Origin of the sequence: Acinetobacter sp. VT 511 (genome assembly GCF_001077515.1) — a bacterium.
Classification (GTDB): domain Bacteria; phylum Pseudomonadota; class Gammaproteobacteria; order Pseudomonadales; family Moraxellaceae; genus Acinetobacter; species Acinetobacter schindleri.
The window spans coordinates 57,690-70,550 of the sequence record NZ_LFRE01000048.1 but is presented as its reverse complement, the minus strand read 5'-3'; the positions used below and the strand labels follow the sequence as shown (position 1 = coordinate 70,550).

Below are 12,861 nucleotides of genomic sequence, written 5' to 3'. Positions count from 1 at the left end.
TCATCACCTTATTGTAGAAATTGTTGGTGAGAGAAATTCAGCTTAAACAGCTGAAATGGCTTCATTATTTTGTAGTTTAGGCCGTATACGATTTTCATAATGTTGCAAATCTGTAGGACTTTAATATCTGCATCCTGCCCTTTTTCCAGGCTGAGTGGCTTTGCTCCGCCATGGGTCAGCCATGCGAAATTTGTGATGTTCATGTTATTTCACTCTTTAAAACGTTTTAGATAGCGGCAAGGTCGTGCCTTACCGGACTTGGCGTATTAAAGCGTGACAGGAGGTGCCCTGCCTTGCGGTAGTAAATACAGCCGTTGCAGGGAAAAATAGACATGTCGGTAAGCCGATTTATAGAAAGTCAGCTTGACCTGAATCCGATCAATGACCTCATCAATACCAAAATTAAACGGCAGCACAATGTCACCATATACGGTACAGTACTGGCATTGATGGTTATGTTCATTATGATCATGATGATGGCCAGATTCGGCCCCTAGATGGTCAATCAACGCATGATAGCTTGCGTGTACATGCTGATGCTGCTTCGGTGAGAGAAGATTATGTGTAATAGAGAGACAGACCGGGGCAATATGGTATTGCTCCGGTAATAGCGGCTGTAAATATACAGCAAACTGTAATAGCAGCGTTGCACATGCCAACAGTAACCCACTACGTTTCAGCAAAACATTCTCTCGAATTGACCGAAGTGAAGAAATATTGAGGCTGAGCTTAGATCAAAATCCAAGCATTATACTCAACTTTAATATTACAACCTTATAATATATATATTTATTATGAAAGCCTTATTTTCATTCTTAATTTTTATAAATTTTTGAATATAAGAAATTAATTTTCATGTTCCAGAGCTTATTCATTTCAGGAAAAGTACAACCGCATACTTTGAACAGGAATGCGCCGAGCCACAAAAATAATATCTAAATTGAGAATCTCATCTTATTACAGTAGCAGGATCAGACAGAGAGCTACGCTTCAACTTAAAATACTTTCCGGCAGAAAAAGGTTTAGCTGAATGATCACCCTGTCCGGATCAGGCAGGATTTTGTTGCAGTACGCTATAAATTTCACATTCTCGACAGCCCAAGTCCGGTCAACATAAACTGTTCCGGATGAATTTTCTTTATTGCATAGCGCCATACTACCAGGCTAAAACAGAGATTCAGCTTTCCTGAAATACCGGAATATCCAGCCACTGTGCATTTGGAAAATCCTTTTGCAAACATTGCTGCAGATACTGAATAGTATCCTGTGCAATGACTTCATCCTGAGCATCATCGGCATGGTTAAATGCCAGCGCATACAGCTCAATCTTACGCTGTTTGAGCAGTTCCAGACTGAGCAGAGTGTGATTGATACTGCCAAGACGACCTGAGGTTACCAGAATGACAGGAAGCTGCTGTGCGGCAATATAGTCTACGGTGAGCAGGTCTTCTGTCAGTGGCACCATCAGACCACCTGCTCCTTCCAGCAGAACACGGTCAAACTGTGCGGCCAGTTGCTGTGTGGCCTGTTCAATTTTTTGAAAGTCTACTGGACGCTGGTCCAAACGTGCTGCCAGATGGGGTGATGCCGGATAGCTATAAATTTCCGGCATAGTCAGCTTTTGCTGATCTTCTGGCAGCAAGCCACAGCCCATGATCTTGCGATGCTGTTCGATATCTTCAGACAGATCAGTGTTGCCAGTCTGGATCAACTTCTGGGTAATAGTACGAATGCCCTGCGCATTCCAGATTTTGGCCAGAAAACCGGTGGCATAGGTCTTGCCAATACCGGTATCTATACCGCTGACAAAATAGATGTTTGCGTTCATGGGTGCTTCCGTGCAATGAGATAAATCGGGTGATAGGTCAAAGGATACTTCTGGCTATCTGATAGCTGGAATTGTTGATATTGCTCATAAAAAAGCTGTAAGGAAGATTTGCTCCAGCGGAAACCATCTGCCGTTGCTTGTACGCCGGTGGCCTTGATATGTTTCAGTACCTCGCGAGGATGTTCAAACTCCAGAATCAGGCGCTGTTCCTCCTGCATCAGGACCTCATAACCACAAGATTCCAGCAGTTCAACCATTTGTGGAAGTGAGCGATATTTCAGCCCCTGTCCAGTCAATACTTTAATTTCTTTTAAATTGTCCTGTGCATAGCTGGCAAAGCAGAACCAGCCAGACGGATTTAAAGCCTGATGAATTTTCACAAATAAAGCGTCCAGATGCTGCACCCATTGCAAGGCAGAACAGGACACCACCAGATCCAGCGATTGTAGAAGTGGCAAAGTTTCGATATTGCCAATTCCCCAGTAAATCCGGCCATCTTCCTCAAAATGCTGTTTAACTTCTGGATAAAGGTCATTTAAAAACAACTGGTCGAAACTGTAATGCTGCATCAACTGGCGGGTAAACAGGCCTGAACCACAGCCAATTTCCAAGATACGCTGTAAATTTACCGCAATATGCGCTTGCATATACTGGACCAGTTCCATTGCTACCCGACGCTGGGCAATAGCATGCTCTTCATAGCTGGACTGTGCCTGAGCAAAGCGCTGCGCGACCTGATCAGTTTTCATCGTGGCAACTCCTGCAGAGCATCCTGCAACTGTTGCAACTGTGCCGGACTGACCTGCTGATGTAAACAGATTCGCAATCTGGAAGTGTTTTTCGGTACAGTCGGTGGACGTACTGGCAGGACATAAAAACCCTTTTGCTGTACATATTCTGCTGCAGCGACGGTTTTGGCTGCATCGCCAATAATTACCGGTACAATTTGAGAACTGGATGGACAAGCATAACCCAAGGCCTGAATGCCCTGATGACAGCAACTAGCCAGACTGGCAAGCTGTTGGCGCTCTTCCTGCATTTCTTGCATTTTCTGGAAAATAAAATGCGTCCAGGCCATACAGATTGGGGGCTGTGCAGTACTAAAAATTAGCGGACGCATGCTGTTGATCAGATATTCACGAATAAGCGGATGACAGACCAGATAGCCACCGACTGAAGCCAGTGCCTTGCCAAAAGTCCCGACCAGCAGGTCAATCTGGTCTATGACCTGATACTGCTCGGCACAACCCAACCCGCGTTCACCACGCACACCAATAGCATGGGCTTCATCCACATACAGCATGACCTTATCAAACTGCTGTTTGAGTGCCACCAATGCACCGAGATCCGTTTCATCACCATCCATACTAAAAATGGATTCAGTGACGACAATGATGCGCTGAATATTATCATCTGCCTGATACTTTACTAAAAGCTGTTGTAGATGTTCCAGATCATTGTGCCGGTAGCGTACATAGCTGGCATTGGATAAACGGATACCATCAATGATGCTGGCATGTACCAGCTTGTCGGCAATAATAATGGTCTTGCTATCCGCCAATGCTGGCAGAATCCCGATATTCATATGATAGCCGCTGTTAAACAACAGCACCGAACGATCAAAAGCCTGCGTCATGCTGGTCTCCAGCTGTTCATAGGCCGGGAAATTCCCAGTCAGTAGTCGTGAGGAGCTGGCACTCATCTGTCGTTCAGCAAGCGATGTCAGGTCAAAAAATTCTTCCCGCAGCTGCAGATCGGCCGCCAGACCAAGATAGTCATTGGATGCCAGATTCAGCATCTCAATCCCATTCAACTGAAGATAAGGCTGGCTGGAAATCCCCTGTTTAAACTGGCGATACTGGCCCTGCTGTTTCAAATCATCCAGCTGCTGCTGAAAATATTCCAGATGCTTCATGCTGTTGCTCCCATTGCCTGAATCATCTCGCACATATGCACCAGTAAAGTTTTAAGTTGTTCAGCAGAAATCACAAATGGTGGCATCACATAGACCAACCGACCAAAGGGACGAATCCATACGCCACGGCGTACACATTCTGCCTGGAAGCTAGCCAGATCAACAGATTGCTGTAACTCCACGACTCCAATCGCGCCAAGTACGCGGATATCCGCAACCTGTGGCAAGGCATTTAATGGCTGTAAATAGTCTTTTAATACTTGTTCAATCTGTTGCACTTTTGCCTGCCAGTCCTGTGACAATAAAAGCTGGGTGCTTTTGAGTGCTACTGCACAGGCCAGTGGATTCGCCATAAAGGTCGGGCCATGCATAAATACGCCTGCTTCACCACTGGAAATGGTTTCTGCGACATGCGCAGTTGTCAGTGTGGCTGACAAGGTCATATAACCACCAGTCAACGCCTTGCCCAGACACATAATATCTGGGCTAATACCTGCATGTTCACAGGCAAATAGTTTGCCACTCCGGCCAAAACCAGTCGCGATTTCATCCAGAATTAACAGGATATTGTAACGATCACACAGCTGACGTACCTGGCGCAGGTATTCCGGATGATACAGGCGCATGCCACCTGCTCCCTGCACAATCGGTTCAATGATCATGGCTGCAATCTGTTCATGCTTTTCTGCTAACAATTGTTCCAGTGGCTGGATATCATCAACTTGCCATTCACCATCAAAACGGCTTTGTGGTGCCGGAACAAAATAACGGTTCGGCAGACTAGAACCAAAAATCTGGTGCATACCCGTGACCGGATCGCAGACTGACATGGCATTCCAGGTATCGCCATGATAGCCAGAACGAGTGGTCACAAAATTGCTTTTCTGTGCCTGACCACGGGCATGCCAGTATTGCACCGCCATTTTCAAAGCCACTTCCACAGCAACCGAACCGGAATCGGCATAGAAAATCCGATCCAGTGGCTCTGGAGTAATCTCAATCAGCAATTTAGCCAGATCAATCGCTGGCTGATGGGTCAGGCCACCAAACATGACATGTGACATGGATTGCAACTGGGTCTGCACCGCCTGATTCAGCTCTGGATGGTTATAACCATGGATCGTGCACCACCAGGACGACATCCCATCAATCAGCTGCGTACCATCTTCCAGTTCAATTACAGCACCATGTGCCGCCCTCACCTTGTAACAAGGCAAAGGATGACTCATGGAAGTATAGGGATGCCAGATATGCTGCTGATCAAAAGAATCGTGCACGGAAAATAACCTAAACAATAGCGCTGTCCTGATCTTAACGGTTTAATTCTGAAATGAACATCCAGTGGATATTCAGAGACTTTTTGATTAACGAAGTTCTGGTAAAAATTGCAAGATTGGCTCAATGACCAAACTGGTATCGAACAGGATAGCATCGTGCGCAGCTGAAATTTTTACCAAGTTCAGATGATCTGCATTGAAATGTGCAATATTTTGTATAACTTTGTAGGGAACTAACATATCGTTCTCAGAATTTATAAATAGCATCTTGCCAGGATAGCTTTTTAAGATATCTACCAAATTTAATTGCTCTAAAAGATAAAGATGAGCCTGCTGATAGGATAAATCAATATTTACCGACTGCTCTTGTAAATGTTTTGCCCGTTCTCGTGGTGCTACTGAACCCAAAGTGACCAGTGCAGAGAAGCGTTTTAGAGCCTGTTGAGGTTGTAACATCACCGCATGTTTAAATTGTTCATACTGCACTTTGGGCATAGCATGAAGCCAGTTTTCTTGTGCCACAAAGCAAGGGTTTGACATACAGGCAATTACGGGCTTGGTGACTTGTATCTGCTGATAGATTGCATTAGCCAATAACAATGCTAACTGCCCGCCAAGTGACCAGCCAATCAGTACATCTTTATCAGCTGCAGCCTGTACCTTTTCTGCCAGTACTGCTGCATTATTCGGGTCAAAGATATCCCAGACTTCGATCTGATGCTGTGGTGTTAACTGCTGTTCTAGCTGCTGTACAAATTCATTCAGTACCTGAGTCCCCAGTCCCCAGCCGCTGATGAGCAGAATTTTCATCAATCCTGTTCCCTATTTTTTGTCATCTATTCAATAAAAAAGGGATCAATCTCTTCCGGAATGATCCCTGATATACAGCTGCAAAATTTAAGCAGGCTGCATGGCATCCATAGCAAGCTCGCGGCCGGTTTTCTTCGGTGCTTCCGCTTTTAGCCCCAGTTTGGCAAACAGGGCTTTGTCCTTGCCTTCACCACTATTCGGTGCAGTCAGTAATTTATCACCTGAGAACAGTGAGTTAGCACCTGCCATGAATGCCAGGGCCTGATCGGAATCAGATAGAGATTCACGGCCTGCAGACAGACGGATATAGCTTTTTGGCATGATGATACGAGCTACGGCAATCGTCCGGATCCAGTCAATCACATCCAGTTTTTCTACATCAGCGAGCGGTGTTCCTTCGATTGGCACCAGCATATTAATTGGCACCGATTCTGGGTGAATTGGCATGGTCGCCAGTTCAAACAATAATCCCACACGGTCCTGTTTACCTTCACCTAACCCGACAATCCCGCCACTACATACATTAATTCCAGCTGAACGGACATGGTCTAAAGTATTTAAGCGATCGTCAAAAGTTCGGGTGCTAATGACATTCGCGTAATATTCACGCGAAGTGTCGAGGTTATGATTGTAATAATCCAGTCCAGCATCTTTTAAACGTTCTGCCTGAGAGGCATTCAACATACCTAAGGTCATGCAGGTTTCCATACCCAGCTTTTTTACTTCCTGGATCAATTCCAGCACATAAGGCATATCGCGCTCATGCGGATTCCGCCATGCTGCGCCCATACAGAAACGGGTCGATCCTGATTCTTTCGCCTGTTTTGCTTCAGCAATCGCTTTTTGTACCTCTACCCTTTTTTCAATTTCCAGATCTGTATCGTAATGGGCAGACTGGGAGCAGTATTTACAGTCTTCCGGACAACGACCGGTTTTAATAGAGAGCAAGGTGCTGACCTGTACGGTATTGGCATCAAAATGCTCACGATGAATTTGCTGTGCCTGAAATAGCAGATCCATCAGTGGTTGATCATAAAGTGCCTGAATCTCGTCACGCGTCCAGTCATTGCGAATCATAGTCTCAACATCAATGTTAAAAAGGAATGCAGAAATAATACGCGGTTTTTTAAAAAATGGTTTAGCCTTTTCTATCAAAATTTGAAGGAATGACGCTAATTTATAAGCTGAGCTTTTCAATCAATTACAATTTTATGCTGCAAGATTTTATGATTTAAGCTGCTTTAATCCTTATTATTTATATATAAAACTTATAAATAAAATTCTCAATTTCTGTCTTCCAAAGATTAATAATGAATTTGCAAGTTACTCACTATCAAGCTCCTAAAAGCCAGTAAAACCAAGCTTATGGCTGAAAATTTAGAGCCCTTGGCTTTAAAAACCCAAGGGCTTTTTTATAAAGGTATTGTTTAACTCAAGCTGAAAATTCATTAAAGTTTAGATCTGATTCGGTACAAAGAAAAAGCGCGAGATTTTTAAAATTTAGCTCAATCTATGTCTATTCATAAAGTGACTTGCTTCATCGGAAACATCAGATATATAAGCTGTATCAGTCCACGTAACTTAACCACGAACCGCTGCCTGAATTATTGCTACATCAATTTTCTTCATTTTAAGCATGGCATCAAATGCTCTTTTTGCTACTACTGGATCTGGACTGTAAGATGCTTCAAGTAAAGCCATAGGGATAATCTGCCAAGAAATTCCCCATTTATCCTTACACCAGCCGCATTCACTTTCTTGCCCACTATTGTTCACAATCGCATTCCAGTATCGGTCCGTTTCTTCCTGATCTTGTGTGGCCACTTGAAAGGAAAAAGCTTCATTATGCTTAAATTCTGGCCCACCATTTAAACCAATACATGGAATACCCAATACCGTAAAATTGACTGTAATGACATCTCCCTTTTTTCCTGACGGATAATCTCCAGGGGCAAGGACTATTGCCCCTACTGACGAGTCTGGAAAGGTTTGCGCATAAAACCGTGCAGCCTCTTCAGCATCGTGATCGTACCAAAGGCAGATGGTATTTTTTGCAATATTCATGATCTCACCTCTGCGTAGAGATTAAGAGATGACGCATTTGTTTAGCCCTGCTTTACGCTTTTGAGTGGCTAAACAAATTTATTTGTGCGTTCTATATTCGACCTAAGCTGGCAAAAGGCCAGTTTCTTTATTGTGTTTTTATTCTTCGAATTGTAATAACAGGTACTTCTTGATCTGCTGCAGATTTTATAAAGTGCTTTGTAGCTGTTCTAAGCCACTAAAATGTTTATAAAGTTGTCGAGGTCCAAGTCGACCATATGCCTTGCTTTTTCATTTGCGCTGATTAAAGACCGCTACTTTGAAAATACCTTAATCGGTCGGAAACCCCATTTCTATCGTCAATGCGGTGGCCGAGGTAATTGGTGTTTTCCTACTGTATAAAGGCTGCCAGTATCTATCGTGAAAGTATAAAAGTGGAAAAACTGACAGATTAAATTCCTTTCAAGCAGTAAGACCTTTAACCATTTAAGGGGCCTTTTCTTTCTTTGTGGAAAATCAATTTAAAACCAAGTTCTGCATATTTCAATTTTTCAGGTTCTTTTCCTAAAAACCTGAGCTCAGCAAGCCTTGCAAAATAGCTCGTTTAAGACGACTTAGCCTTACAAAAAGCTACATTTACTGTGCATTAATTTCCTGGAATTATCCAAAAAATATTTTTTATGAATAACATTAATTTATGTTATAAATTACCCCATTATTTTACTTTATTATTTATTACGTAATTAAATTACGTATTGAATAATATCTTATATCCAGTATGATGAGGTAAATTCCTTCTTTTTCTTGTGTGCATCAGGAATCGATGCAGTTCAGCAAGTCAAAGAAGTCAGGCAAACGGATTTGTCTACTCAATATAAAATGGCAGTGATACATCCGTGAGCCCTGAACAAGACAGTAAAAGATGAGCAATAGGATTGCTTCTAAAAAATGAGGATGTTGTATGAATGAATTAGCCAATCCATTAGAACTGTGTGGATTCGAATTTATTGAATTTGTATCTGAAGATGGTCAGCTGGATCCAGTTTTCCAAGCCATCGGATTCACTAAAGTGGCGAAGCATAAATCGAAAAATGTCTATTTATGGCGCCAGGGCAATATTAATATCATTCTGAATTATCAGCCTGAATCATATGCAGCATTTTTCTATAAAGAGCACGGTCCTTCTGCTTGTGCAATGGGCTTCCGTACCAAGAATGCGGCAAAAGCTTTTCAAAAGGCGATTGAAATCGGTGCAGAACCGATTTATAGCAAAATCGGCCCAATGGAGCTTAACATCCCTGCGATTAAAGGTATTGGCGGTTCTCCAATCTTCCTGGTCGATTGTGACATTTACCAAAATGATTTTATCTTCTTTGATAATGTTCCATCGCGTCCAGCCGGCACAGGCCTGAATGAAATCGATCATTTAACGCATAATGTTTATAAAGGTCGTATGCAGTACTGGGCTGATTTCTATGAAAAAATTTTCAACTTCCAGGAAATCCGCTACTTCGATATTAAAGGCGAATACACTAGCCTGACTTCTAAGGCACTAACAGCACCAGATGGTAAGATCCGTATTCCACTAAATGAAGATTCTGACAAAGGTAATGGTCAGATCGCTGAATTCTTAAATGAATTTAATGGTGAAGGCATTCAGCATATTGCCTTTATTTGTGATGACCTTCTGGAAACCTGGGACAAGCTTAAAGCCTTAGGTACCAAGTTTATGACACCGCCGCCAAGCACCTATTATGAAATGCTGGATGAGCGCTTGCCAAATCATGGTGAACCGGCAGATGAACTGCAAAAACGCGGCATTTTGCTGGATGGCAATACCAAAGACGGTAACAAACGCCTGCTGTTACAGATTTTCTCTGAAAATATGATTGGTCCGGTGTTCTTTGAGTTTATCCAGCGCAAAGACGACGATGGCTTCGGTGAGGGGAACTTTAAGGCCTTATTTGAATCCATCGAACGTGATCAGATCAAACGTGGCGTTCTGGACATCTCGAAAGCCTGATCTTTGTTTAAAATATACCGATGCCTATAGTGTCATATGTATCGGTATTACTGCCTCTGCTTCAACATATACGCTTATATAAAACTTAAGATTCTGCACCGATGACGGTATAAAAATAATAAAGTCCATCATCACTGTTCAGTACTTAATCTCACATGGATGATGAATAAAAATGCAGCATATTGAACAAGGAAACCTGAAAAAGGGTTTAAGTAACCGGCATATTCAACTTATTGCACTGGGTGGTTCCATTGGTACCGGCCTGTTTCTCGGCATCTCACAAACCATCAAGCTGGCCGGACCTTCCGTTATTCTGGGTTATGCCATTGCAGGCTTGATTGCTTTTCTAATGATGCGCCAGTTGGGTGAAATGATTGTACATGAACCTGTCAGCGGTTCTTTTAGCCATTTCGCTTATAAATACTGGGGCAAGTTTGCCGGATTTATGTCTGGCTGGAATTATTGGGTACTGAATATTCTGGTCTGTATGGCCGAATTAAGCGCTGTCGGTTTGTATGTGCATTACTGGTGGCCTGAAATCCCAACCTGGGTGTCTGCGCTCGGCTTCTTTATTTTCATTAATGTAATCAACTTACTTCACGTAAAATTATTCGGAGAAATGGAATTCTGGCTGGCGATCATTAAAGTCGGCGCCATTATTGCCATGATTGCTTTCGGCAGTTATTTACTGGCCAGTGGCAGTGGTCACAGCCAATCCAGTCTGGAAAATTTGTGGCAATTAGGTGGCTTCTTCCCGAATGGGATTATGGGTCTGATTATGGCGATGGCCATGATCATGTTTGCTTTTGGCGGTATTGAACTGGTCGGCATTGCAGCGGCAGAAACAGATAACCCGAAAAAAACCTTACCTAAAGCAGTGAACCAGATTGTTTACCGTGTTCTGTTATTTTATATCCTGAGCCTGGTGGTGATTCTATCGCTTTATCCTTGGAATATGATGGCGCAAGGCGGCAGTCCTTTCGTGCTGATTTTCGATTCGCTTGGTAGCCAGACAGTGGCCGCAGTTCTGAATTTTGTGGTTTTAACCGCAGCGATTTCGGTTTATAACAGTACTAATTACTGTACCAGCCGTATGCTGTTAGGTTTAGCCCAGCAAGGTAATGCGCCGAAGTTCTTAAGCAAGATTAATCAGCGTGGCATCCCTGTGAATGCGGTGATGGTTTCAGCGTTTTTCACCTTGATGTGCGTTTTATTAAATTATCTGGTGCCGGAAAAAGCCTTTAGCATGCTGATGATGCTGGTGGTCGCAGCCATTGTGATTAACTGGGTGGTAATTTCCTATACCCATTTAAAATTCAAGACCTCCATGAACCGCATGCAGACCAGAACAGATTTTCCAAGTGTGGCTTATCCATTCACCAACTATTTATGTATCGCATTTATGGGCGGTATTCTGCTGATTATGAGCAGTACCCCAGAAATGCGAATTGCGGTTGTTATGATCCCGGTCTGGATTGGACTTCTGATGATTGCTTATTTCTTCAAACGCAAAAAAGAAAATCAGACAGCTGTGTTAGACACGACCAAAATCAGCTCTTTACCAGAAGCGTAATACTATATTAATTAGATTAGGATAGATTCATGTTTCAACATATTGATCCCTATGCCGGTGATCCGATTCTTTCTTTAATGGAAGAATTCAACAAAGATCAACGGAGTAACAAAGTCAACTTAAGTATCGGTCTGTATTACAATGAAGATAACATTGTGCCGCAGCTAGACTCAGTTCAGAAAGCTTATACTTACCTGACCCCTGACTATCATAAAGTTCGTGTCTATTTACCGATGGATGGACTGAACAGCTTTAACCAGGCTGCACAGAAATTAATTTTTGGAACTTCTAGCCCTGCTCGCGAGCAAGGCCGTGTAGTCACAATTCAGACCTTGGGCGGTTCGGGAGCACTGAAAGTCGGCGCAGATTTTTTAAAGAAATATTTTCCAGAATCAGAAATCTGGGTCAGTCAGCCGACTTGGGAAAACCATATTGCGATCTTTAGTGGCGCTGGTATTCAAACCCATTTTTATCCTTATTATGATGCAGAAAGCAATGCCGTAAATGTTCCGGCAATGCTGGAATGTTTAAAACAGTTGCCAGCGCAGAGCATCGTGCTACTGCATCCCTGCTGTCATAACCCGACTGGTGCAGACTTAAAGCCACATGAATGGGATCAGGTCATTGAGGTATTAAAAGCTCACTCATTAATTCCCTTCCTGGATATGGCATATCAAGGTTTCGGTCAGGGTCTGGAACAGGATGCCTATGCCATTCGTGCACTCGATCAGGCTGGAATGAATTTCATTGTCAGCCATTCATTTTCCAAAATCTTCTCTTTATATGGAGAGCGTATTGGTAGCTTAAGTTTTGTCTGTGATGATTCTACCAGCGCACAAAATGTTTTAGGCCAGTTAAAAGCTACCGTGCGCCGGATTTATTCAAGTCCAGCAGCGAATGGTGCCCTGCTGGTCAGCCAAGTATTAAATAATCCTGCACTGTTTAGCCAGTGGCAGGCTGAAGTGGAAGAAATGCGCCAGCGTATTTTAAGCATGCGTGGCTTACTCAAAGAAAAATTATCCGAGGCGCTACCGGAGCTGGATTTTACTTACCTGACCCATCAGCAAGGCATGTTTAGTTATACCGGCCTCACTGCTGATCAGGTGGATCTGTTAAAACAGCATCACGGGATTTATCTGGTTCGTAGTGGCCGGATGTGTACGGCGGGCCTGAACCTAAGCAATATTGATTATGTTGCCGAGTCGATGGCAGCTGTGATTAAAATGCAAAGTGAAGCTGAACCGTTGATTGCTTAGAAATAATTAAGTTGTTAGAAGCCTTCTAATTCTAATATTGGAAGGCTTTTTTATGGATCTTGCTTTATTCTTTTTTTAAATTAAAAGCGAGTGATCATCTTGGTTTTGTGTTGCAAAAATAAAATCATTTTTAATC

At 43.0% G+C, this 12,861-nt stretch carries 12 protein-coding genes and 1 pseudogene; 4 read left to right on the top strand and 9 right to left on the bottom strand.

Annotated elements, in window-relative coordinates; all coding sequences use genetic code 11:
* Nucleotides 1–8: 8 nt before the first annotated feature.
* The 9 genes from ACS72_RS04620 to ACS72_RS04580 form a co-directional block, all read right to left on the bottom strand.
* Nucleotides 9–203 carry a hypothetical protein gene (locus ACS72_RS04620; RefSeq protein WP_048881377.1) on the bottom strand — a complete coding sequence of 65 codons (195 nt, stop codon included), beginning with the start codon at nucleotides 201–203 and terminating at the stop codon, nucleotides 9–11.
* 63 nt (nucleotides 204–266) lie between these two features.
* The gene (locus tag ACS72_RS04615; RefSeq protein ID WP_048881376.1) at nucleotides 267–683 is read right to left on the bottom strand and encodes a hypothetical protein; all 417 of its coding nucleotides are present in this window, start codon (nucleotides 681–683) and stop codon (nucleotides 267–269) included.
* Nucleotides 684–1,177: 494 nt separating this feature from the next.
* Nucleotides 1,178–1,828: a dethiobiotin synthase gene (gene bioD, locus ACS72_RS04610; RefSeq protein ID WP_048881375.1), complete on the bottom strand. Its 651-nt coding sequence runs from the start codon at nucleotides 1,826–1,828 to the stop codon at nucleotides 1,178–1,180.
* On the bottom strand, nucleotides 1,825–2,577 hold the full coding sequence (gene bioC / locus ACS72_RS04605) for a malonyl-ACP O-methyltransferase BioC (protein ID WP_048881374.1): 753 nt from the start codon (nucleotides 2,575–2,577) through the stop codon (nucleotides 1,825–1,827). The genes bioD and bioC overlap by 4 nt, the downstream gene beginning before the upstream one ends.
* Nucleotides 2,574–3,743, bottom strand: coding sequence for an 8-amino-7-oxononanoate synthase (locus ACS72_RS04600; RefSeq protein WP_048881373.1), 1,170 nt, complete (start codon nucleotides 3,741–3,743; stop codon nucleotides 2,574–2,576). Before ACS72_RS04600 ends, bioC begins: the two co-directional genes overlap by 4 nt.
* A complete protein-coding gene (gene bioA, locus ACS72_RS04595) occupies nucleotides 3,740–5,020 on the bottom strand; it encodes an adenosylmethionine--8-amino-7-oxononanoate transaminase (RefSeq protein ID WP_048881372.1) in 1,281 nt (426 codons plus the stop codon). Before bioA ends, ACS72_RS04600 begins: the two co-directional genes overlap by 4 nt.
* A gap of 87 nt (nucleotides 5,021–5,107) precedes the next feature.
* A complete protein-coding gene (locus ACS72_RS04590; RefSeq protein ID WP_048881371.1) occupies nucleotides 5,108–5,830 on the bottom strand; it encodes an alpha/beta hydrolase in 723 nt (240 codons plus the stop codon).
* 87 nt (nucleotides 5,831–5,917) lie between these two features.
* Nucleotides 5,918–6,907, bottom strand: a complete 990-nt coding sequence (bioB, locus tag ACS72_RS04585) for a biotin synthase BioB (protein ID WP_008305604.1) — start codon at nucleotides 6,905–6,907, stop codon at nucleotides 5,918–5,920.
* Nucleotides 6,908–7,411: 504 nt separating this feature from the next.
* A complete protein-coding gene (locus ACS72_RS04580) occupies nucleotides 7,412–7,894 on the bottom strand; it encodes a VOC family protein (protein ID WP_048881370.1) in 483 nt (160 codons plus the stop codon).
* Nucleotides 7,895–8,170: 276 nt separating this feature from the next.
* Here ACS72_RS04580 and ACS72_RS18645 point away from each other — a divergent pair.
* The 4 genes and pseudogenes from ACS72_RS18645 to ACS72_RS04565 all read left to right on the top strand — a co-directional run.
* Nucleotides 8,171–8,328, top strand: a pseudogene (locus tag ACS72_RS18645) (MFS transporter); the annotation flags it as partial.
* 506 nt (nucleotides 8,329–8,834) lie between these two features.
* Entirely contained in the window at nucleotides 8,835–9,896 is a 1,062-nt protein-coding gene (gene hppD / locus ACS72_RS04575) for a 4-hydroxyphenylpyruvate dioxygenase (RefSeq protein ID WP_048881369.1), read from the top strand.
* Nucleotides 9,897–10,068: 172 nt separating this feature from the next.
* Nucleotides 10,069–11,469: an amino acid permease gene (locus ACS72_RS04570; RefSeq protein WP_048881368.1), complete on the top strand. Its 1,401-nt coding sequence runs from the start codon at nucleotides 10,069–10,071 to the stop codon at nucleotides 11,467–11,469.
* Between the two features lie 29 nt (nucleotides 11,470–11,498).
* Nucleotides 11,499–12,725 carry an amino acid aminotransferase gene (locus ACS72_RS04565; RefSeq protein WP_048881367.1) on the top strand — a complete coding sequence of 409 codons (1,227 nt, stop codon included), beginning with the start codon at nucleotides 11,499–11,501 and terminating at the stop codon, nucleotides 12,723–12,725.
* Nucleotides 12,726–12,861 lie beyond the last annotated feature (136 nt).

Coding starts and splice junctions, on each gene's coding strand:
- bioD (WP_048881375.1), bottom strand. CDS start 1,828: ATGAACGCAAACATCTATTTTGTCAGCGGTATAGATACCGGTATTGGC.
- hppD (WP_048881369.1), top strand. CDS start 8,835: ATGAATGAATTAGCCAATCCATTAGAACTGTGTGGATTCGAATTTATT.
- ACS72_RS04580 (WP_048881370.1), bottom strand. CDS start 7,894: ATGAATATTGCAAAAAATACCATCTGCCTTTGGTACGATCACGATGCT.
- ACS72_RS04565 (WP_048881367.1), top strand. CDS start 11,499: ATGTTTCAACATATTGATCCCTATGCCGGTGATCCGATTCTTTCTTTA.
- ACS72_RS04590 (WP_048881371.1), bottom strand. CDS start 5,830: ATGAAAATTCTGCTCATCAGCGGCTGGGGACTGGGGACTCAGGTACTG.
- ACS72_RS04570 (WP_048881368.1), top strand. CDS start 10,069: ATGCAGCATATTGAACAAGGAAACCTGAAAAAGGGTTTAAGTAACCGG.
- bioB (WP_008305604.1), bottom strand. CDS start 6,907: ATGATTCGCAATGACTGGACGCGTGACGAGATTCAGGCACTTTATGAT.
- ACS72_RS04620 (WP_048881377.1), bottom strand. CDS start 203: ATGAACATCACAAATTTCGCATGGCTGACCCATGGCGGAGCAAAGCCA.
- bioC (WP_048881374.1), bottom strand. CDS start 2,577: ATGAAAACTGATCAGGTCGCGCAGCGCTTTGCTCAGGCACAGTCCAGC.
- ACS72_RS04600 (WP_048881373.1), bottom strand. CDS start 3,743: ATGAAGCATCTGGAATATTTTCAGCAGCAGCTGGATGATTTGAAACAG.